At 74.1% G+C, this 18,818-nt stretch carries 14 protein-coding genes; 5 read left to right on the top strand and 9 right to left on the bottom strand.

Annotated features, from left to right (window positions below):
- Positions 1 to 35: 35 nt before the first annotated feature.
- From ACWGKU_RS11595 to ACWGKU_RS11580, 4 genes are all read left to right on the top strand, one after another.
- Complete coding sequence (locus tag ACWGKU_RS11595) at positions 36 to 545, top strand: DinB family protein (protein WP_452179772.1); 510 nt, start codon at positions 36 to 38, stop codon at positions 543 to 545.
- Positions 546 to 827: 282 nt separating this feature from the next.
- Complete coding sequence (locus ACWGKU_RS11590; RefSeq protein WP_359913654.1) at positions 828 to 1,220, top strand: cell division protein SepF; 393 nt, start codon at positions 828 to 830, stop codon at positions 1,218 to 1,220.
- A 204-nt stretch (positions 1,221 to 1,424) separates the two neighbouring features.
- The gene (locus ACWGKU_RS11585; RefSeq protein ID WP_452179773.1) at positions 1,425 to 2,072 is read left to right on the top strand and encodes a TetR/AcrR family transcriptional regulator; all 648 of its coding nucleotides are present in this window, start codon (positions 1,425 to 1,427) and stop codon (positions 2,070 to 2,072) included.
- Complete coding sequence (locus tag ACWGKU_RS11580; RefSeq protein ID WP_452179774.1) at positions 2,069 to 3,640, top strand: MFS transporter; 1,572 nt, start codon at positions 2,069 to 2,071, stop codon at positions 3,638 to 3,640. The genes ACWGKU_RS11585 and ACWGKU_RS11580 overlap by 4 nt, the downstream gene beginning before the upstream one ends.
- 66 nt (positions 3,641 to 3,706) lie before the next feature.
- Here the strand turns inward: ACWGKU_RS11580 and ACWGKU_RS11575 are convergent, their stop codons facing one another.
- From ACWGKU_RS11575 to ACWGKU_RS11535, 9 genes are all read right to left on the bottom strand, one after another.
- Positions 3,707 to 6,184 carry a SpoIIE family protein phosphatase gene (locus ACWGKU_RS11575; RefSeq protein ID WP_452179776.1) on the bottom strand — a complete coding sequence of 826 codons (2,478 nt, stop codon included), beginning with the start codon at positions 6,182 to 6,184 and terminating at the stop codon, positions 3,707 to 3,709.
- A gap of 146 nt (positions 6,185 to 6,330) precedes the next feature.
- Positions 6,331 to 6,951 (bottom strand): TetR/AcrR family transcriptional regulator, encoded by a 621-nt coding sequence (locus ACWGKU_RS11570; RefSeq protein ID WP_452179777.1) that lies wholly within the window; start codon positions 6,949 to 6,951, stop codon positions 6,331 to 6,333.
- Positions 6,952 to 7,064: 113 nt separating this feature from the next.
- A complete protein-coding gene (locus ACWGKU_RS11565) occupies positions 7,065 to 8,663 on the bottom strand; it encodes a 4-coumarate--CoA ligase family protein (protein ID WP_452179778.1) in 1,599 nt (532 codons plus the stop codon).
- A 345-nt stretch (positions 8,664 to 9,008) separates the two neighbouring features.
- On the bottom strand, positions 9,009 to 10,196 hold the full coding sequence (locus ACWGKU_RS11560) for an acyl-CoA dehydrogenase family protein (protein ID WP_401043623.1): 1,188 nt from the start codon (positions 10,194 to 10,196) through the stop codon (positions 9,009 to 9,011).
- A 12-nt stretch (positions 10,197 to 10,208) separates the two neighbouring features.
- Entirely contained in the window at positions 10,209 to 12,197 is a 1,989-nt protein-coding gene (locus tag ACWGKU_RS11555) for an acetyl/propionyl/methylcrotonyl-CoA carboxylase subunit alpha (RefSeq protein WP_452179779.1), read from the bottom strand.
- A 15-nt stretch (positions 12,198 to 12,212) separates the two neighbouring features.
- Entirely contained in the window at positions 12,213 to 13,811 is a 1,599-nt protein-coding gene (locus ACWGKU_RS11550) for an acyl-CoA carboxylase subunit beta (protein ID WP_452179780.1), read from the bottom strand.
- Positions 13,808 to 15,484 (bottom strand): acyclic terpene utilization AtuA family protein, encoded by a 1,677-nt coding sequence (locus ACWGKU_RS11545; protein WP_452179783.1) that lies wholly within the window; start codon positions 15,482 to 15,484, stop codon positions 13,808 to 13,810. The genes ACWGKU_RS11550 and ACWGKU_RS11545 overlap by 4 nt, the downstream gene beginning before the upstream one ends.
- A gap of 246 nt (positions 15,485 to 15,730) precedes the next feature.
- On the bottom strand, positions 15,731 to 16,687 hold the full coding sequence (locus tag ACWGKU_RS11540) for a helix-turn-helix transcriptional regulator (RefSeq protein WP_452179781.1): 957 nt from the start codon (positions 16,685 to 16,687) through the stop codon (positions 15,731 to 15,733).
- Positions 16,688 to 16,796: 109 nt separating this feature from the next.
- A complete protein-coding gene (locus ACWGKU_RS11535; protein ID WP_401043609.1) occupies positions 16,797 to 17,348 on the bottom strand; it encodes a pyridoxamine 5'-phosphate oxidase family protein in 552 nt (183 codons plus the stop codon).
- Between the two features lie 294 nt (positions 17,349 to 17,642).
- Between ACWGKU_RS11535 and ACWGKU_RS11530 the strand changes: the two genes are divergently transcribed.
- Positions 17,643 to 18,818, top strand: a 1,176-nt coding sequence (locus tag ACWGKU_RS11530) for a C40 family peptidase (protein WP_452191413.1), incomplete at its 3' end; no start/stop codon positions are given.

Raw genomic sequence — 18,818 nt, 5'->3', positions numbered from 1 at the left:
GCGCCCGCGCGCGGCCGGACGCCAGGATGGCGCGCATGACCGAACCGAACCCGCGGGTGGACCCGCCGATGACGGCCGACGAGGCCGCCACCCTGACCGCTTTCCTCGACTACCACCGCCGCACCCTCGCCCTCAAGTGCGAGGGTCTGACCGACGACCAGCTGCGGCTGCGCTCCGTCCCGCCGTCCAACCTCTCGCTGCTGGGCCTGGTCCGGCACATGGCCGAGGTGGAGCAGTACTGGTTCCAGTCCGTCCTGCTCGGCGGGGAGATCGCCGGGCACTTCTGGACCAAGGAGCACGAGGACGCCGACTTCGACGACGTCGACACCGCCGACGTCGCGGCCGACTTCGCCACCTGGCGCGCCGAGGTCGAGGCCGCCCGCCTCGCCGCCGGCCTGCCGCTGGACACCGTCGCCAAGAACCCGCGCCGGGGCGAGCCGGTGACGCTGCGCTGGATCCTCACCCACATGATCGAGGAGTACGCGCGACACAACGGCCACGCGGATCTTCTGCGCGAATTGATCGACGGTGCGACCGGCGAGTGACGCGACGGGTGAAATCGTTTCCTCATTGTTGACAGAAGGTCAATTAAGCCGTGACCGCGACCGATAAGGTCAACGCGCGCAACCGTACGGTGCCGCGCCGCGTCACTGGAAGTGCCCGGGTTCGCCCGGGTTTCCGGCGCGGCACGACTCGTACGGGGGTTGCGAGCGGGCACGGGACCGGTGAACAGTGCGATACTCGGACAGTTCCGACGAGTGGATGACGTGTCAAGAACGGCACGCGACCCCGGGGGACCAGGACGGGACGAGGCAGGGAGGCGCGGCATGGGAGCACTTCGCGACGAGCACCACAACGGGTGGCTGATGCCCTCGGGGAACTACCCGGCCGCGGTGTACGACGACGAGTGGGTGGATCAGGAGACGGTTCCGGCCGCCCCCGCGCCCACGAAGATCGTCTCCCTGCGGCCGACGGGCTTCGAGGCGGCCCGGACGGTCGGTGAGCACATCCGGGCGAGCATCCCGGTGGTCATGGACCTCACCGAGATGAACGAGGCCGAGGCCAAGCGCATGGTCGACTTCGCCTCCGGGCTGATCTTCGGCACCAGGGGCGGCATCGAGCGGATCGCCCGGAGGGTCTTCCTGCTCACCCCGGCCGACGTCGAGGTCATGGTGATCGACCGCCCGATGGACGAGACCGGCTTCTACAACCAGAGCTGAGGCCGGAGCCGGCCCGCCGCCGCCCGGCGGCGACCGAACGCGGCGGCCGGCGACGACAGCCGGACACGGCGGCACCCCGGACCGGGGACGGTACACCCACCGTCCCCGGTTTTTTGCTGCCCGCCCACCGAGACCCGACGCCTCACCTGAGAGCCCGGACAAAAGAATGAGACATCCACGTCTCATGTGAACTAGACTCGATGCATGGCCACCGATCGCGACACCGTCCTGGAAGCCGCCGTCGGCGTCCTCTCCCGCCGCCCGACCGCCCACCTGGACGAGATCGCGCGCGCCGCCGGCATCAGCCGCGCCACGCTGCACCGGCTCTTCCCGGGGCGCGACGCGCTGATCCGCGAGATCGGCCTGCTCGGGCTGCGCCGCTTCGCCTCCGCGCTGGACACCGCCGACGTCGAGCGGGGCGACGCCGAGGCCGCGCTGCGCCGCCTGGTGGACGCCTCCGTCCCGGACGCCATGCTCTGCGCCTTCCTGGCCGGTGAGAACCAGCTCTACGAACACGAGGACATCAACGACCTCTGGGAGGTCCAGATCGCCCGGCTGCACGCGCTCTTCCTGCGCGGCCAGCAGCAGGGCGTGTTCCGCATCGAACTGAGCGCCGCCTGGCTGAGCGAGGCCTTCTTCGACCTGGTGGCCGGCGTCGGCTGGTCCATCCAGGACGGCCGGCTCGCCCCGCGCGACGCCGCCTTCTCGCTCGCCGAGCTGTTCCTCGGCGGCGCGCTGCGCAGACCGGACACCCGCACCCCCGTCGGCGCCACCGCCGGCAGCACCGCCCACAGCACCGCCACCCCTGTCCACAGCACTTCCGACCACAGGCCGGACACCGATAAACCATGAACACCCTGACCGCCCGCCAGCGCTGGACCGGCCTCGCCGTCCTCGTCCTGGCCGTGACCGTGGTCGCCCTGGACGCGACCGTCCTCTCCCTCGCCATCCCGTCGATCAGCGAGACGCTGCGCCCCAGCGGCACCCAGCTGCTCTGGATCGGCGACTCCTACTCCTTCGTGCTGGCCGGCCTGCTGGTCAGCATGGGCGCCCTGAGCGACCGGATCGGCCGCAAGAAGCTGCTGCTGGCCGGGTCCGCCGCCTTCGGCGCCGCCTCGCTGCTGGCCGCCTACGCGCCGAGCGCCGGCTGGCTGATCCTGGCCCGCGCGCTGCTCGGCGTGGCCGGGGCGACGATCATGCCGTCCACGCTCTCGCTGATCCGCGGCCTCTTCCCGGACGACCGGGAGCGGGCCACCGCGATCGGCATCTGGGGCGCGGCCGCCACCGCCGGCGCCGCCCTCGGGCCGGTCGTCGGCGGGGTGCTGCTGGAGCACTTCTGGTGGGGTTCGGTGTTCCTGCTGAACATCCCGGTGCTGATCCTGCTGCTGGTGTCCGGCGCCTGGCTGCTGCCGGAGTCCAAGGACCCGAAGCCGGGCCGCTGGGACGTGCTGAGCGTGCTGCTGTCGATGGCCGGCGTGATCGGCACGGTGTACGCGATCAAGGAGGCCGCCGCGCACGGCGTGGACCGCTGGAACGTGCCGGTCGCCTTCGTCCTCGGCGCCACCGCGCTGTTCCTCTTCGTCCGCCGCCAGCTGCGGCTGGAGACCCCGCTGCTCGACGTCCGGCTGTTCCGCGACCGGCGGTTCACGGCGGCCGTCTCGGCCTCGCTGATCTCCCTGGTCGGGCTCTCCGGCGTGATCTTCGTGGTCTCGCAGTACCTCCAGCTGGTCCGCGGCTACCAGCCGCTCCAGGCGGGCCTGGCCGAGCTGCCGGCCTTCGCGGGTTCGGTGGCCGGCGGTCTGCTCACCGCCGCGATCGCCCGGCGCTTCGGCGCCCGCAAGGCGCTGACGGCCTGCCTGCTGGCGATGGGACTGGGCGTGGGCGCGCTCGGCTGGCTGTCGCAGGACACCACCTACCTGCTGCTGGCCGCCTCCTTCCTGCTGGTCGGGACGGCCGAGGGCGTGGTCTACACGCTCGGCGCCGACCTGGTGCTGACCGCCGCGCCCGCCGACAAGGCCGGGGCCGCCTCGGCGGTCTCGGAGACGGCGTACGAGCTGGGCACCGCGCTCGGCATCGCCCTGGTGGGCTCGGTGGTCGGCTCGATCTACGCGAACGGGCTGGCGGTACCGGCCGGGACGGACCCGGCGGCCGCCGCCCGGGCCGGCGAATCGCTGGGCTCGGCCGTCGAGACGGCGCAGGGCCTGTCGCCGGAGCTCGCCCGGCCGCTGCTGGCGAGCGCCCGGGAGTCCTTCGTCAACGGCATGAACAGTGCCGGGCTGCTGGCCGCCGCGCTGCTGGTCGGTGCGGCCGTGATGGCCTGGCGGCTGCTGCGCGGGCTGTCCGAGCCGAAGCCCGGGGCGGCGGCCGGTTCGCAGGGCGCGGTCGACGCACCGGCCGAGCAGCCGACGGTCACCGCGTAGCAGTGCCCGGGAACGGCCGTTTCCCCCGGGGGAACGGCCGTTCCCGTCTGCCGGAGCGGCCGTTCCCTAGGAGGCCCCGAAGGGCAGCTCCAGCTCCGCCCAGACCACCTTGCCGTCCCGGGTCAGCCGGCTGCCCCAGCGCTGGGCCAGCTCGCTGACCAGGAACATCCCGCGTCCGCCCTCGTCCTGCTCGGCGAACGGGCGCAGCTGGGGCGTCTGGCCGCCGGCGTCGGAGACTTCCACGGTGAGCACCCGGTCGCGGAACAGCCGCAGCCGGCGCGGGGCGTCGGCGTGCAGCAGGGCGTTCGTGACCAGCTCGCTGACCAGCAGCTCGGCGTAGTCGGTGACCGCCGACAGGCCCCAGGCCTCCAGGGTGGCGCGGGTGAAGCGGCGGGCCTTGCCGGGCACCCGGCCCCCGCCGGACAGCGGCAGGGTGGCGATCCGGTCGGCGGGCAGCGGCAGCACCCGGGCCATGATCATCGCGATGTCGTCCTCGGTGCCGTCGGTGACCAGCGCCGCGAGGACGGCGTCGCAGTTCTCCTCCAGGGTCCGGCCGGGGCCGGACAGGGTGTGGGCGAGCAGGTCGATGCCGGCGTCCAGGTCCTGGCCGCGCCGCTCGACCAGGCCGTCGGTGTAGAGCGCGACCATGCCGCCCTCGGGAATGTCGAACTCGATCGACTCGAAGGCCACCCCGCCGACGCCCAGCGGCACCCCGGGCGGCACGTCCACCCGGGCGGCGGTGCCGTCGGGGCCCACCCGGACCGGCGGCAGGTGCCCGGCCGAGGCGATCTGGACGGTGCGCTCCAGCGGGTCGTACACCGCGCAGACACAGGTGGCGAACTGGCCCTCGCCGATCCCCGTGGCGGTCTCGTCCAGCCGGGTGAGGACCTGCTCGGGCGGCATGTCGAGGGTGGCGAGGGTCCGGGCGACGGTGCGCAGCTGACCCATCGTGGCGGCGGCCCGGATGCCGTGGCCCATCACGTCGCCGACCACCAGGGCGACCCGCCCGCAGGACAGCGGCACCACGTCGAACCAGTCGCCGCCGACCTCGCTGACCACGCTGCTGGGCAGGTAGCGGTAGGCGATCTCCAGGCCGAGGGTGCGGTGCACCTCCTGCGGCAGCAGGCTGCGCTGGAGGGTGAGCGCGGTCTCCCGCTCGCGGCGGTAGAGCCGGGCGTTGTCGAGCGCCAGCGCGGTGCGGGCGACCAGTTCCTCGGCGAGGGCGACGTCGGCGGCGGTGAACGGCTCGGGGTTGCGCATCCGGATGAACTCGGAGCCGCCGAGCACCATGCCCCGGGCGGTGATCGGCACCATCAGGTACGAGTGGATGCCCGCCGCTATGCCGGGGGCCACCCGGTCCTCGCTGGCCACCAGGCCGCGCAGCGCCTCCTCGTCCACGTGCGAGCGCAGCAGCGGCTTCCCGCTGCGCAGGCACTGGACGTAGCTGCGGTCCGGGGAGTACTCGGAGGTCTCGCCGACCACGTCCACGGCGTGCGCGAGGCCGCTCTCGTAGGACTCCCCGACGGCGACGGCGCGCAGCGTGATGTTCCGGTCGGAGGGGATCACGGTGGGCTCGGAGCCGCGCAGCACCGGCTCCAGCAGGTCGACGGTGGCGAAGTCGGCGAACCGGGGGACGACCGCCTCGATCAGCTCCTCGGCGGTGCGCTGGAGGTCGAGGGTGGTGCCGATCCGGGCGGTCGCCTCGGCGATGGTGGCGAGCCGTTCCTGGGCGCGGGCGGCGCGGGCCTCGGCCTGGAACCGCTCGGTGACGTCGATGATCGAGGAGCAGACCCCGAAGATCCGGCCGGTGGAGTCCTCCAGCCGGAAGTAGGAGGCGGACCAGGCGTGGTCCCGCTTGGGGTCGCCGGGGACCCTTCCGTGCGAGCGGGCGTCCACCACGGGTTTGCCGGTCCTCAGCACCTGACGCATGATCTGCTCGATCTCGGCGCTGTTGATGCCGGGCAGCACGGCGGATATCCGGCGGCCGAGGTGGGCGGCGACCGGCACCCCGTTCATCCGGGCCAGCGCCTCGTTGATCCGGATGTAGCGCAGTTCGGTGTCGTAGACGGCCATGCCGATCGGCGAGCGGTCGAAGACGCCGTCCAGCACCGCGAGGTCGGCCTCGACGGCGTGCAGGGCGCGGGTGTCGGAGGCGGTGGCGAGCAGCAGCAGGGTGCCGCCCGGGCCGGCGATCGGGTAGGTGCGGAACTCCAGGTCGACCTTGTGGCCGTCGCGGTGGCGCACCGGGAAGACGCCGGACCAGCCGCTGCCACCCATGATCCGCTGGAAGAGGCCGAGCACCTCGGAGCGGTCGGACTCGTCGGTGAGCAGTTGGGCGGCGTAGCTGCCGACGGCCTCCTCGGAGGAGTAGCCGAGCAGGGCCTCGGCGTCCTCGCTCCAGTGCAGGATCAGTCCGTCGTCCTGGAGCAGCACCGTGGCGAGCGGGACGAGCCGATGGCCTTCGGGGTACGTGCCGTCGGAACGTCCGGGGTTGCCGCCCGGTGCCGGGTCGGCGTCGGTCGCGTCCCACTCGTGTCCGTGCATGATCAGGCAGCACCCCGGTTCGGCTCGTGCCCGGCCGGGGGCCTCGCGGTCCGTGCCGGCCGGGATTCTTCTCCAGACTGCACGGACATCGGCCGCCCGGCGACCCCTTGGTCAGGGGGCGTCCGGCCGCTCCGGTTGTACGGGCGTCATGGGCGTACCGGCCGCAGCGTACTCTCCAGAACGCCCGCCCACTGCCGGATCACTCCGGAACGTCGGTGGCTGTCGTCGGTGAGCAGGTTGGCGAGGCCCAGTCCGCGGGCGAGGTCCAGTGTGGCCTGCACGGATTCGCGCACGCCGGGGCGGCTCTCGTCGGCGTCCAGGAACTCCACGGCGGCCCGGTGGGCCTCCCGGCCGACGCGGCCCTCCAGGGCGATGATCCGCTCACGCAGCACCTCCTCGGTGGCGGCGGCGGTCCACAGGTGCAGGGCGGCGCGGAACAGCGGGCCGGTGTAGAGGCGCACGATCATGTCGACCACGGCCCCGGTGCGGTCCGGCCCGGCGGCCGGCAGGTCGTCCGCGTGGGCGCGGACGGCTGCCAGCCGCTCGGCGGTGACGTGCTCGACGGCCGCGGTGAAGAGGTCCTCGCGGGTCGGGAAGTGGTGCTGGGCCGCGCCCCGGGAGACCCCGGCCCGCTCGGCGACGACGGTGACGGTCGAGCCGTGCCAGCCGAGCTCGGCCAGGCATTCCACGGCCGCCGCGAGCAGCCGGGCCCGGGTGGCTCGGCTGCGGTCCTGCTGCGGGGCGCGGGCGGCGGGGTGGCTGGTCATGGCGGCGGGCGGTTCCTGTTCCGATCGGGGCGCGGCGGGTCCCGGTCGGGGCGCGGCAGGAAGATCCTCACAGACGGGCGCCGGTCTTCGGCCGCCGGGGCGGCCCGGTCCGGTCAGCGGACGCCGGCGCGCCCGGCCTCGCGGGCGCGCAGTTCGCGGCGGAGGATCTTGCCGGCCGCGGACTTGGGGACGGCGTCCACGAACTCCACCGCGCGGACCTTCTTGTACGGGGCGACCTGCCCGGCGACGTACCCGGTGACCTCCTCCTCGGTCAGGGCGCTGCCCGGGGCGCGGACCACGAAGGCCTTGGGGCACTCGGTGCCCTCGGCGTCCGGGACCCCGATCACGGCGGCGTCGGTGATCTGCGGGTGGCCGAGCAGGACGGCCTCCAGCTCGGCGGGGGCGACCTGGTAGCCCTTGTACTTGATCAGTTCCTTGACCCGGTCGACGATGTGCAGGTAGCCGCGCTCGTCCACGAAGCCGACGTCGCCGGTGTGCAGCCAGCCGTCGGCGTCGACCACCGCGGCGGTCTCGGAGGGGCGGCCCAGGTAGCCCTTCATCACCTGCGGGCCGCGGATCAGCAGCTCGCCGCGCTCGCCGGGGCCGAGGTCGCCGTCGGAGCCGTCCAGGGCGGCGATCCGCAGCTCGGTGGAGGGGACCATCCGGCCGACCGAGCCGGGCGAGGGGTCGCCCTCGCGCGGGGAGACGACGTGGGTGACCGGGGAGAGCTCGGTCATGCCGTAGCCCTGGAGCAGGTGCGGCAGGCCCAGGCGCCGGGCGCAGGCGTCGGCGAGTTCATGGTCCAGCGGGGCGGCGGCGCACAGCAGGTACTCGACGGAGGAGAGGTCGTACTGGTCCACGATCGGGTGCCGGGCCAGTGCGAGGGCGATCGGCGGGGCGACCACCAGGGCCTGCACCCGGTGGTCCTGGACGGTGCGGCAGAACTGCTCCAGGTCGAAGCGGGGCAGCACGACCACGGTGGCGCCGCAGCGCAGCGGCTGGTTGAGCAGCGCGGCCAGCCCGTAGATGTGGAAGAAGGGCAGGACGGCGAGCACCCGTTCGCCCTCGGCGGGGCGGTAGAGGGCGTCGCACTGGGCGAGGTTGGTGGCGATCGAGCGGTGGGTGAGCATCACGCCCTTGGGCAGGCCGGTGGTGCCGCTGGAGTACGGCAGCACGGCGATGTCCTCGCCCGGGTCGATGGCGACCTCGGGGGCGGGGCCGGTGGCGGCCAGCAGGTCGGCGAGCGAGCGGTGGCCCTCGGCGCCGTCCAGGACGACGGTCCCGGCCAGCGGGTGGCCCTGTTCGGCGAGGAGTTCGGCGGTCGCACGGGCGGTCGACAGGAAGGCGGAGACGGTGACCAGCCAGCGGGCGCCACTGTCGCGCAGCTGGCCGGCCAGGTCGGCGGGCTTGGCGAAGGAGGAGACCGTGGTGACGGTGGCGCCGGCCCTGGTCGCGCCGTAGAAGGCCATCGGGTAGGCGGTCGAGTTGGGGCTGAAGAGGGCGACGACGTCACCGCGGCGCACGCCTGTCTCGGCCAGCCCGGCGGCCACCCGCTCGACGGCGGCGGCGAGTTGGGCGTAGCTGGTGCTCTCGCCGGTGACGCCGTCGATCAGGGCCGGGCGGTCGCCGTACCTGTGCGCGGCGCCGAGTACCGCCTCGTGGATCGGCTGGTCGACCGCGGAGACGTCGGGGAACTCGCTGCGGAACACCAAGGTGAGCCTCCAGTAAGGAAGTTGACGTAGCAACAAAACCGGCGAGCAGTTCCGTGCGGGGCGCGTTCAGGAGCATACGGACAGTCGGGGGTCCGGCTCGGCCATTGTGGGGAACCCGTGACCGTCCGTGCGTGGCGCGGTTGCTCCCGGGGGGCGCCCGACGGGGCGGTGTGCACCACGGGGTCGAATGGACCGTCCGGGTGAGCACCGCCGCCCGCCGCGCCGCTCACCCGGGATCCGGCTCCCCGCGCTCGCGCCCGACGCCCCGGCGACCGTCCTCGGACCGACCGCCGCGCACCGGGGACACCACCGGCGCGCTCGCACACCTGGGCGAGGTCTCGTGCATCAGTACGACTTCGGCAGCCCGAGGGTGTGCTGGGCCACGTAGTTGAGCACCATCTCGCGGCTGACCGGGGCGACCCGGCCGACCCGGGTGGCGGCCAGCAGCGCGCCCAGCCCGTACTCCTGGGTCAGGCCGTTGCCGCCGAGGGTCTGCACCGCCTGGTCGACGGTACGGGCGGCGGCCTCGCCGGCGGCGTACTTGGCCATGTTGGCGGCCTCTCCGGCGGCGAGGTCCTCCCCCGCGTCGTAGAGCAGCCCGGCCTTCTGGGTCATCAGGCGGGCCAGCTCGATCTCCACCGCGCACTGGGCGAGCGGATGGGCCAGGCCCTGGTGGGCGCCGATCGGGGTGGACCAGACCGTACGGGTCTTCGCGTACTCGACCGCCTTGCCGAGGGCCTGGCGGGCGAGGCCGAGCGAAAAGGCCGCGGTGAGGACGCGCTCGGGGTTGAGGCCGGCGAACAGCTGGAGCAGGCCCGCGTTCTCGTCGCCGACCAGGGCGTCGGCGGGCAGCCGGACGTCGTCCAGGAAGACCTGGAACTGCTTCTCCGGGGCGACGAGCTCCATCGGGATCGCCCGGAACTCGAAGCCGGGGGTCTCGCGCGGGACGACGAACAGGCAGGGCTTCAGCTTGCCGGTGCGGCCCCCACCGGTGTCCACAGTCTCGGTGCGGGCCACGAACAGCACCGCGTCACAGTGGTCGATGCCGGAGACGAACACCTTGCGGCCGGTCAGCAGCCAGTCCTCGCCGTCCCGGCGGGCCACCGTGGAGATCCGGTGGGAGTTCGAACCGGCGTCCGGTTCGGTGATGCCGAAGGCCATCCGGCGGCTGCCGTCGGCCAGGCCCGGCAGCCAGCGGCGCTTCTGCTCCTCGGTGCCGTAGCGGGCTATCACCGTGCCGCAGATCGCCGGGGAGACGATGAGCAGCAGCAGCGGGCACCCGGCGGTGCCGAGCTCCTCCAGGACGATGGCGAGGTCGGTGATGCCGCCGCCCCCGCCGCCGTACTCGACGGGCAGGTTGACGCCGAGGTAGCCGGCCTTGCCGGCGTCCGCCCACAGCTCGTCGGCGGGTTCGCCGGCCCGGGCCTTGGCGAGGTAGTAGGCGGAGCCGTAGCGGCGGCCGAGGTCGCCGACGGCCCGGCGCAGGGCCTGGCGTTCGGGGGTCTCCAGGAGCTGACTGCCGATGGTGGACATGCGGGTCCTTCCTCAGGCTTCGATGGGCTGGACGACGGCCAGCAGGGTGCCGGTTTCGACCTGCCGGCCGGGGGTGGCGCGCAGTTCGACGAGGGTGCCGTCGGCCGGGGCGGCGACGCGGTGCTCCATCTTCATCGCCTCCAGCACCAGCAGCGGCTGGCCGGCGGTGACGGTGTCCCCGACGGCGGCGAGGACCCGGACGACGGTGCCGGGCATCGGGGCGAGCAGCGCGCCGGGCTCGGTGCGGACGGTGGGGGCGGGGAAGCGCGGCAGGGCGGTGAGTACGGTGCCGCCGGCCGGGGTGTCGACGTGCACCCGGTCGCCGTAGCGGGCGACGCGGTAGGTGCGTCGCAGCCCGTCCTCGGACAGCACCACCCGGTCCGGCGCGGCCTCGACGAGTTCGACGTCCGGGTGGTCCTCGGCCAGCAGACCGGCGCGGGTCAGCCGGTAGCGGACGGCCGTCTCGGTGCCGTCCTCGGCCCGGTAGCGCTTGAGCTGCGGCTGCGAGGGCAGGTTGCGCCAGCCGGAGGGCAGCGCGCCGCGGCGGCCGGCGGCGTCGGCGAGGGCGGCGGCCAGCGCGGCGCGGTCGGCGCCCTTGCTGTCCGGGGCGGTGAGTTCGGCCGCGTGCTCGGCCAGGAAGCCGGTGTGCAGCTCCGCGGCCAGGAAGGCCGGGTGGCGCAGGGCGCGCACCAGCAGGTCCCGGTTGGTGGCCGGGCCGTGGATGCGGGCGCGGGCGAGCGCGTCGGCGAGCCGGCGGGCGGCGGCCGCGCGGGTGGGCGCCCAGGCGATCACCTTGGCGAGCATCGCGTCGTAGTGCGGGGTGATCCCGCTGCCGGCCTCCACTCCGGAGTCCAGCCGCAGTCCGGTGCCTCGTCCGGTGGCCGTGCCCGTTCCTGTGCCCGTTCCTGTGCCTGCTCCTGTGCCTGCTCCGGCTCCGGTGAACTCCTGGTACGGGAGCGCGAGTTCGAGCCGGTGCAGGGTCCCGGTCGCGGGCTGCCAGTCCTTGGCCGGGTCCTCCGCGTAGAGCCGCGCCTCGATCGCGTGGCCGCCGGGGGCCGGGGGCTCGGGCGCCAGCGCGTCCCCCTCGGCTACGGCGAGCTGCAGCGCCACCAGGTCCAGCCCGGTGACGGCCTCGGTGACCGGGTGTTCGACCTGCAGGCGGGTGTTCATCTCCAGGAAGAAGAACCGGCCGTCCCCGGTGAGCAGGAACTCCGCGGTGCCGGCGCCCGTGTAGCCGATCGCCCTGGCCGCGTCGCGGGCCGCCGCGTGCAGGCCGGCGCGCACCTCCGCGGGCAGGCCGGGGGCCGGGGACTCCTCGATCACCTTCTGGTGCCGCCGCTGCAGCGAGCAGTCGCGGTCGCCGACCGCCCAGACGGTGCCGTGGGCGTCGGCCAGCAGCTGGACCTCGACGTGCCGTCCGGCGGGCAGGTAGCGCTCGCAGAACACCTCGTCCGAGCCGAAGGCCTTGGCCGCCTCGGCGCGGGCGGCCGCCAGTTCGCCGGGGAGGTCCGCCAGGCTCCGGACGACCCGCATGCCGCGACCGCCACCGCCCGCCGCGGCCTTGACCAGCAGGGGCAGGTCGGCCTCGGTGGGCTCGGTCAGCGCGCCGAGCACCGGCACCCCGGCCGCGGCCATCAGCTCCTTGGCGGCGGTCTTGGAGCCCATCGCGGCGATCGCGGCCGGCGGCGGGCCGATCCAGAGCAGTCCCGCGTCCAGCACGGCCCGCGCGAAGTCCGCGCTCTCGGACAGGAATCCGTAGCCGGGGTGGACGGCGTCGGCCCCGGCGGCGAGCGCGGCCCGGACGATCAGGTCGGCCCGCAGGTAGGTGTCGGCGGGCGCGGCGCCGGGCAGCCGGACGGCCGCGTCGGCCTCGCGCACGTGCGGGGCGCCGGCGTCCGGGTCGGAGTGGACGGCGGTGGTCGCGATGCCGAGCTCCCGGCAGGTGCGGAAGACCCGGCGGGCGATCTCACCCCGGTTGGCGACCAGCAGATTGGTGATCATCGTCTCGGGGGTCCTTTACAGTCGGAAGACGCCGTAGCCGCGCGCGCCCTCGACCGGCGCGTTGTGGATCGCGGACAGGCACAGGCCGAGCACCGTCCGGGTGTCGCGCGGGTCGATCACGCCGTCGTCGTAGAGCCGGCCGGAGAGGAACACCGGCAGCGACTCGGCCTCGATCTGCTGCTCGACCATCGCCCGGATCGCCGCGTCCGCGTCCTCGTCGTAGGGCTGTCCCTTCGCCGCGGCGGACTGCCGGGCGACGATCGACAGCACTCCGGCGAGCTGCTGCGGGCCCATCACCGCGGACTTGGCGCTCGGCCAGGCGAACAGGAACCGCGGCTCGAAGGCCCGCCCGCACATGCCGTAGTGGCCGGCCCCGTACGAGGCGCCCATCAGGACCGACAGGTGCGGGACCTTCGAGTTGGCGACCGCGTTGATCATCATCGCGCCGTGCTTGATGATGCCGCCCTGCTCGTAGTCCCTGCCGACCATGTAGCCGGTGGTGTTGTGCAGGAAGAGCAGCGGGGTGTCCCGCTGGTTGGCCAGCTGGATGAACTGGGCGGCCTTCTGGGACTCCTGGCTGAACAGCACGCCCTGGGCGTTGGCCAGGACGCCGACCGGGTAGCCGTGGAGGCGGGCCCAGCCGGTGGCCAGGCTGGTGCCGTAGAGCGGCTTGAACTCGTCGAAGTCGGAGCCGTCGACGATCCGGGCGATCACCTCGCGCGGGTCGAAGGGCACCTTGAGGTCGCCGGGGACGATCCCGAGCAGCTCCTCCTCGTCGTACGCGGGCGGTTCGGCGAGCCGGTCCGGGCCGGGGCCGGGCTTGCGGTGGTCGAGCCGGGCGACGATCCGGCGGGCGATCCGCAGCGCGTCCGCCTCGTCCACCGCGAAGTGGTCGGCCAGGCCGGAGACGCGGGCGTGCATCTCGGCGCCGCCCAGCGACTCGTCGTCGGCCTCCTCGCCGGTGGCCATCCTCACCAGCGGCGGGCCGCCGAGGAACACCTTGGCGCGCTCCTTGACCAGCACGGTGTGGTCGGACATGCCCGGCACGTAGGCGCCACCGGCCGTCGAGTTGCCGAACACCACGGCCACGGTGGGGATTCCGGCGGCGGACAGCCGGGTGAGGTCGCGGAAGAGGGCGCCGCCGGGGATGAAGATCTCCTTCTGGCTGGGCAGGTCGGCGCCGCCCGACTCGACCAGGTTGACCAGCGGGAGGCGGTTGTTCAGCGCGATCTCGTTGGCCCGCAGGGCCTTGCACAGGGTCCAGGGGTTGCTGGCGCCGCCGCGCACCGTCGGGTCGTTGGCGGTGATCACGCACTCCACGCCCTCGATCGTGCCGATCCCGGTGACCAGGGCCGCGCCCACCGGGTAGTCGCTGCCCCACGCGGCCAGCGGGGACAGCTCCAGGAACGGGGAGTCCGGGTCGACCAGCAGCTCGATCCGCTCGCGGGCCGGCAGCTTGCCGCGCTTGCGGTGGCGCTCCATGTACCTGGGGCCGCCGCCCTCCAGCGCCTTGGCGTGCTCGGCGTCGAGTTCGGCGAGCTTGGCGACCATCGCGGCGCGGTGCTCGGCGTGATCGGGCCCGGCCGGGTCGACACGGGTGGTCAGGACGGTCACAGCGGGGCCTCCGGGCTGTCCAGGAGCAGGGTCGGGATGTCGAGGTGGCGCGAGCGCAGCCACTCCCCGAGGGCCTTGGCCTGCGGGTCGAAGCGGTGCCGGGCGGCGACGCCCTCGCCGAGCAGACCGGTGAGGGTGAAGTTGACCGCGCGCAGGTTCGGCAGAACGTGCCGGGTGACTTCCAACTCCTCGGTTTCCGGCAGGAGTTCGCGCAGCCGCTCGACGGTCAGGGCGTGCGCCAGCCAGCGCCAGCCGTCCGCGGAGCGGGCCCAGACGCCGAGGTTGGCGTCCCCGCCCTTGTCGCCGCTGCGGGCGCCGGCCACCAGGCCGAGCGGGGCCCGCCGGGTGGGGCCGGCCGGCAGCGGTTCGGGCAGCTCGGCCTCCACCGGGCGGGCCTGGTGGGGCTGTTGGGCCCCGGTGGTGACGGGCGCCGGCGGTACGGCGATCCGGCGGCCGTCCGGCAGCACGGCGGTGTGCTCGACGGCCTTCGCGTCGATGTGCGCGGCACTGAACACGCCGTACGGCGCGCCCGGTCCGGGCGGGGCGGTGAGGTGGAAGCCCGGGTACCCGGCGAGACCCAACTCGACGGCCGCCTTGCCGAGTTCGCGTCCGACCTTGGCCGGGTCCGGGTCGCGGGCGGCCAGCCGCAGCAGGGCGGAGGCGCCCTCCTCGGTCGGGGCGTCCGGGTGGTCGGTGCGGGCCAGGGTCCAGCGCAGCTCGGCGGGCCGGGCGTCGGGCGGCAGGGCGTCGGCGAACTGCCGCCGCGCCAGGTCGGCCTTGGCCTCGATGTCCAGGCCGGTGAGGACGAACACCACCTCGTTGAGGTGGCCGCCGAGCCGGTTGAGGCCCGCCTTCAGGGTGGGCGGCGGGGCCTCGCCGCGCACGCCGTCGATCCGGACCCGGTCCGGGCCCTCCCCGGTGAGCCGCACGGTGTCCAGCCGGGCCGTGACGTCCGGGCCGAGGTAGTGCGGTCCGCCGGTCTCGTACAGGAGTTGGGCGGTGACGGTGCCGGTGGTGACGGCGCCGCCGGTGCCCGGATGCTTGGTGATCACACTGGAGCCGTCGGCGCGCAGTTCGGCGAGCGGGAAGCCGGGCCGGGTGACGTCGTGCTCCCGGAAGAAGGCGTAGTTGCCGCCGGTCGCCTGGGCGCCGCACTCCAGGACGTGCCCGGCCACCACGGCGCCGGCCAGGGCGTCCAGGTCCTCCGGGGTCCAGCCGAAGTGGGCGATCCCGGGGCCGACGACCAGTGCCGCGTCCGTCACCCGGCCGGTCACCACCACGTCGGCGCCGGCGGCCAGGCAGGCGGCGATGCCGAACCCGCCGAGGTAGGCGTTTGCGGCCAACAGGCCGCCCGGCAGGCCGAGTTCGGCCCGGCGCGGAAGCAGGTCGTCGCCCTCGACATGGCCGACGGCCGTCTCGACCCCGAGCCGCCCCGCCAGCGCCCGCAGCTCCTCCGCGAGCCGGGCCGGGTTGAGGCCGCCCGCGTTGACCACGATCTTCACGCCGCGTTCGCGGGCCAGGCCGAGGCACTCCTCCATCTGGCGCAGGAAGGTCCGGGCGTAGCCGAGCGACGGGTCCTTCAGCCGGTCCCGGGCGAGGATCAGCATCGTCAGCTCGGCCAGGTAGTCCCCGGTGAGCACGTCCAGCGGCCCGCCGGTGAGCATCTCCCGCATCGCCGCGAAGCGGTCCCCGTAGAACCCCGAGGCGTTGCCGATCCGCAGTACCGTGCCGTCGCGCACCAAGGCGCCTCCCCTGCCGGTGAGTTGGGCGCGCCCTTGGTCGGGCGCCACCGGGCAGCAGCGTGGCACCGTCGACAGAAAAAAGCAATCATGCTTGCTTGTTTCCTTGCACCTGCGCTGCTCGCCGCCCTCCGCCGTCGCCGGCCGTGACCGGCCGGGCGCTTCCCCGGGGGCGGCCGGTCAGGCGTAGCGGGCGGCGGCGCGGCGGGTGGCCTCGGCGAGGCGGGCGCGGAGTTCGGGCGGCTGGAGGACCTCGGCCTCCGGGCCGAGGCGGAGGAGTTCGAAGTAACCGATCTCCCAGGTCTCGACCGGCAGGGTCACGGTGACCCAGCCGTCGGCGTCCGGCGGGCCCGCGGTGGCGAGGGCGTCGGCGGCGGCGGTCGGTTCCAACAGGACGGCGAGGTTCTCCACGGCGAGCGGGCTCAGGCGCACCAGCGCCCGCTCGCGCAGCATGGCGCGGGTGAACTCCCGTGCCGCCGCGGCCCAGTGCTCGGCGAGGTCGAACTCCGGGTCGCGTTCGAACCGCTCCTCGCCGGCCTCGGCGGTCTCGAAGCGGTCCACGCGGTACGAGCCGAACCGGCCGGAGGGCCCGCGTGCCACGGCGTACCACTGCCCGGCCTTCAGGACCAGGCCGTACGGCTCCAGCCGCCGGTCCCGGGTGCCGCCGCGCGCCGCGTAGCGGGCGTGGAGCACACGGTCCTCCCACACCGCGCGCGACACCTCGGCGAGCAGCGCGGGCGTCCCGGCCTCGCGGAACCAGGCCGGTGCGTCGAGGTGGAACCGCTGGACGGCGGCCGCGGGGGCGTCGCCGAGCGCGGCGGCGACCTTCAGCCGGGCGGCCAGGGCCCGCCCGGCCAGGCCCATGTCGCGCAGCGGGCCCGGGAGGCCGGCCAGGTGCAGGACTTCCGCCTCCGCGCGTTCGAGGCCGGTGAGGCGGGTGCGGTAGCCGTCGATCAGTCGGTAGCCGCCGCCCCGGCCGCGTTCGGCGTACACCGGCACCCCGGCCTCGACCAGGGCGGCGACGTCCCGCTGCACGGTGCGCTCGGAGACCTCCAGCTCGACCGCGAGTTCCGCGGCGGTCATCTCCCGCCGGGACTGGAGGAGCAGCAGCAGCGCGATGGCCCGGCTCGCCCGCACGTCGCCCCTTCCGCTCGTCCGTCGTCGGGCGCCCGGTGGTCCCACGGCGGCGCCGGCACCATTCTCGCCGGGCGCGGGTCCGGTGCGGGCGGGTCCTCTGCGGACGGGGTCACGCCTCGTCCGCCTTCCCGCCGGGCACGCCGGCCTCGCCGAGCCTGGCGGGGTCGGGGGCGAACGCGGCCATCCACTGCGGGTGCAGCCGGTAGTAGACCACGTCGTTGTCCCAGTCGAAGGCGTCGGCGCCGTAGAAGTCCTGGAAGTACGCGAGCAGGTCCGGCCAGTCGGCGGCCGGCTCGCCGTCGTGGGGGTTGAGGACCTCCACGGTGCCGTGGGTGAACACGCCCAGGTCCTCCCCGCGCAGGTGGGCGGCGCTGGCGGCGGGCCGGGCGGCGAGGTGCCGCGCCTTGGCGGCGCCCCGGGCGGTGCCGAAGTGCCACGTGCCGTGCAGGAAGTGCCCGTCCACGCCGCTGATCCGGGGCTCGCCCTTCGCCGTCACGGTGGACAGCGCGAGCGTGCACATGCCGGTGAGCACGCCGGTGAGCTGCCCGGCGGTGAGGGTGCGCTCGCTGCTGATGATCGACCGCAGGTGCGCCGTGGAGCGGGAGAGCGAGGTGTCGAGGAGGGCCTGGAGCCGGCGCAGCTCGTCGGGTGTTTCGCGCATGGGGGTCCTTCTTCCGTGCGTCTTTCCGTGGGTCTTCGTGTGTCGTCCCGGCCGGCGCCGTCACGGCGCCGGCCGGTGACCCCACTGTCTCCGCAGAACCCGACATCCTCTGTCGTATTTCCCCCGCGACTTCTCCGGGCGCGGCGGATCACCCCGGCAACACCCTCGCCGCCTGCCGCGCAGTTGCCGGTTTCCGCGCCCGTGACCAGCGAACCGGCAACTACCGGAACCCCAGGATCCGTGTGCCGCCGAACCATTGACCCGGAGTCAGCGCCTCCGGAAAGATTCGCGACCATGACTACGCGCGTAAACCTTCTGTCGCGGTGGCTGGTCGCCCCGCTGCGGTGGGCGGCTCTGCTGTCGGTGCTGGTGTCGGTCGGCGTGTTCTTCGCCGGGGCCGGAGCCGCTCAGGCGGCACCCGCCTGCGGGGTGCTCTCCACCGGCGCGGCGCCGCAGGCGACCGCCGCCGTCCGTTCCGCCTGCGGGCTGATAGGCACCCCGTACTCGTGGGGCGGCGGCCACGGCTCGCAGCCCGGTCCGACGTACGGCCTCTGCGACCCCGCCAACGGCGCCCCCAACGACTGCAACGTCCGCGGCCTGGACTGCTCCGGTATGGTCCGCTACGCCTACGACCTGGCGGTCGGCGCGGACGTCATCAACGGCACCACCCGGACCCAGTGGCCGACCTCCCGGGCGGTCGCCCGCTACTACCGGGCGGACGGGACCGCACCGCTGCTCCCCGGCGACCTGGTGTACTTCGGCAACACCGCCTCCACCATCCACCACGTCGCGATGTACCTCGGGCAGGGCTGGATCGTCGAGGCCCCCTACTCCGGCGGCTACGTCCAGGTGGCGGCGCTCTCCTCGCACGGCGACTACTACGGCGCGATCCGGCTGTACGGCCCCGGCAGCACCTCGCCGACGACGCCGCCCACCACCCCGCCTCCGTCGAACAGCGGCCAGTACTGGGTGGACACCAACGCCAACGCGCCGGTGTTCGGTTCCCCGACCTCCACCACGAGCACGGGAACGCTGTACCGGGGCACGAACTACGTCTACTGCAAGGCGTGGGGCCGCGAGGTCTCCAGCGGCGCCGGCTACAACCACTGGTGGCTGAAGACCGACCCGGACAGCGGCCCCGGCGGCCAGTGGGTGTCCGCCTACTACCTGTCCCGGTGGGGCAACGACGTGGCCAAGGACAACAACGGCACCACCGTCCCCGACTGCCCGGGTGGCGGCACCCCGCCCGCCACCGGCAAGTACTGGGTGGACACCAACGCCACCGCGAACGTCTACGCCTCGCCGACCTCCACCAACGCCACCGGGACGCTGTACCAGGGGACCAACTACGTCTACTGCAAGGCCTGGGGCCGTGAGGTCTCCAGCGGCGCCGGCTACAACCACTGGTGGCTGAAGACCGACCCGGACAGCGGCCCCGGCGGCCAGTGGGTGTCCGCCTACTACCTGTCC

This window comes from Kitasatospora sp. NPDC054768 (genome assembly GCF_053612025.1).
This window is presented reverse-complemented; position numbering and strand designations above follow the sequence as displayed.

Bases quoted from the DNA above. Each gene is read 5' to 3' on its own strand.
- ACWGKU_RS11595 (WP_452179772.1), top strand. From the start codon at position 36: ATGACCGAACCGAACCCGCGGGTGGACCCGCCGATGACGGCCGACGAG.
- ACWGKU_RS11575 (WP_452179776.1), bottom strand. From the start codon at position 6,184: ATGCACGGACACGAGTGGGACGCGACCGACGCCGACCCGGCACCGGGC.
- ACWGKU_RS11560 (WP_401043623.1), bottom strand. From the start codon at position 10,196: ATGTCCACCATCGGCAGTCAGCTCCTGGAGACCCCCGAACGCCAGGCC.
- ACWGKU_RS11545 (WP_452179783.1), bottom strand. From the start codon at position 15,484: ATGCGGGAGATGCTCACCGGCGGGCCGCTGGACGTGCTCACCGGGGAC.
- ACWGKU_RS11570 (WP_452179777.1), bottom strand. From the start codon at position 6,951: ATGACCAGCCACCCCGCCGCCCGCGCCCCGCAGCAGGACCGCAGCCGA.
- ACWGKU_RS11555 (WP_452179779.1), bottom strand. From the start codon at position 12,197: ATGATCACCAATCTGCTGGTCGCCAACCGGGGTGAGATCGCCCGCCGG.
- ACWGKU_RS11590 (WP_359913654.1), top strand. From the start codon at position 828: ATGGGAGCACTTCGCGACGAGCACCACAACGGGTGGCTGATGCCCTCG.
- ACWGKU_RS11585 (WP_452179773.1), top strand. From the start codon at position 1,425: ATGGCCACCGATCGCGACACCGTCCTGGAAGCCGCCGTCGGCGTCCTC.
- ACWGKU_RS11580 (WP_452179774.1), top strand. From the start codon at position 2,069: ATGAACACCCTGACCGCCCGCCAGCGCTGGACCGGCCTCGCCGTCCTC.
- ACWGKU_RS11535 (WP_401043609.1), bottom strand. From the start codon at position 17,348: ATGCGCGAAACACCCGACGAGCTGCGCCGGCTCCAGGCCCTCCTCGAC.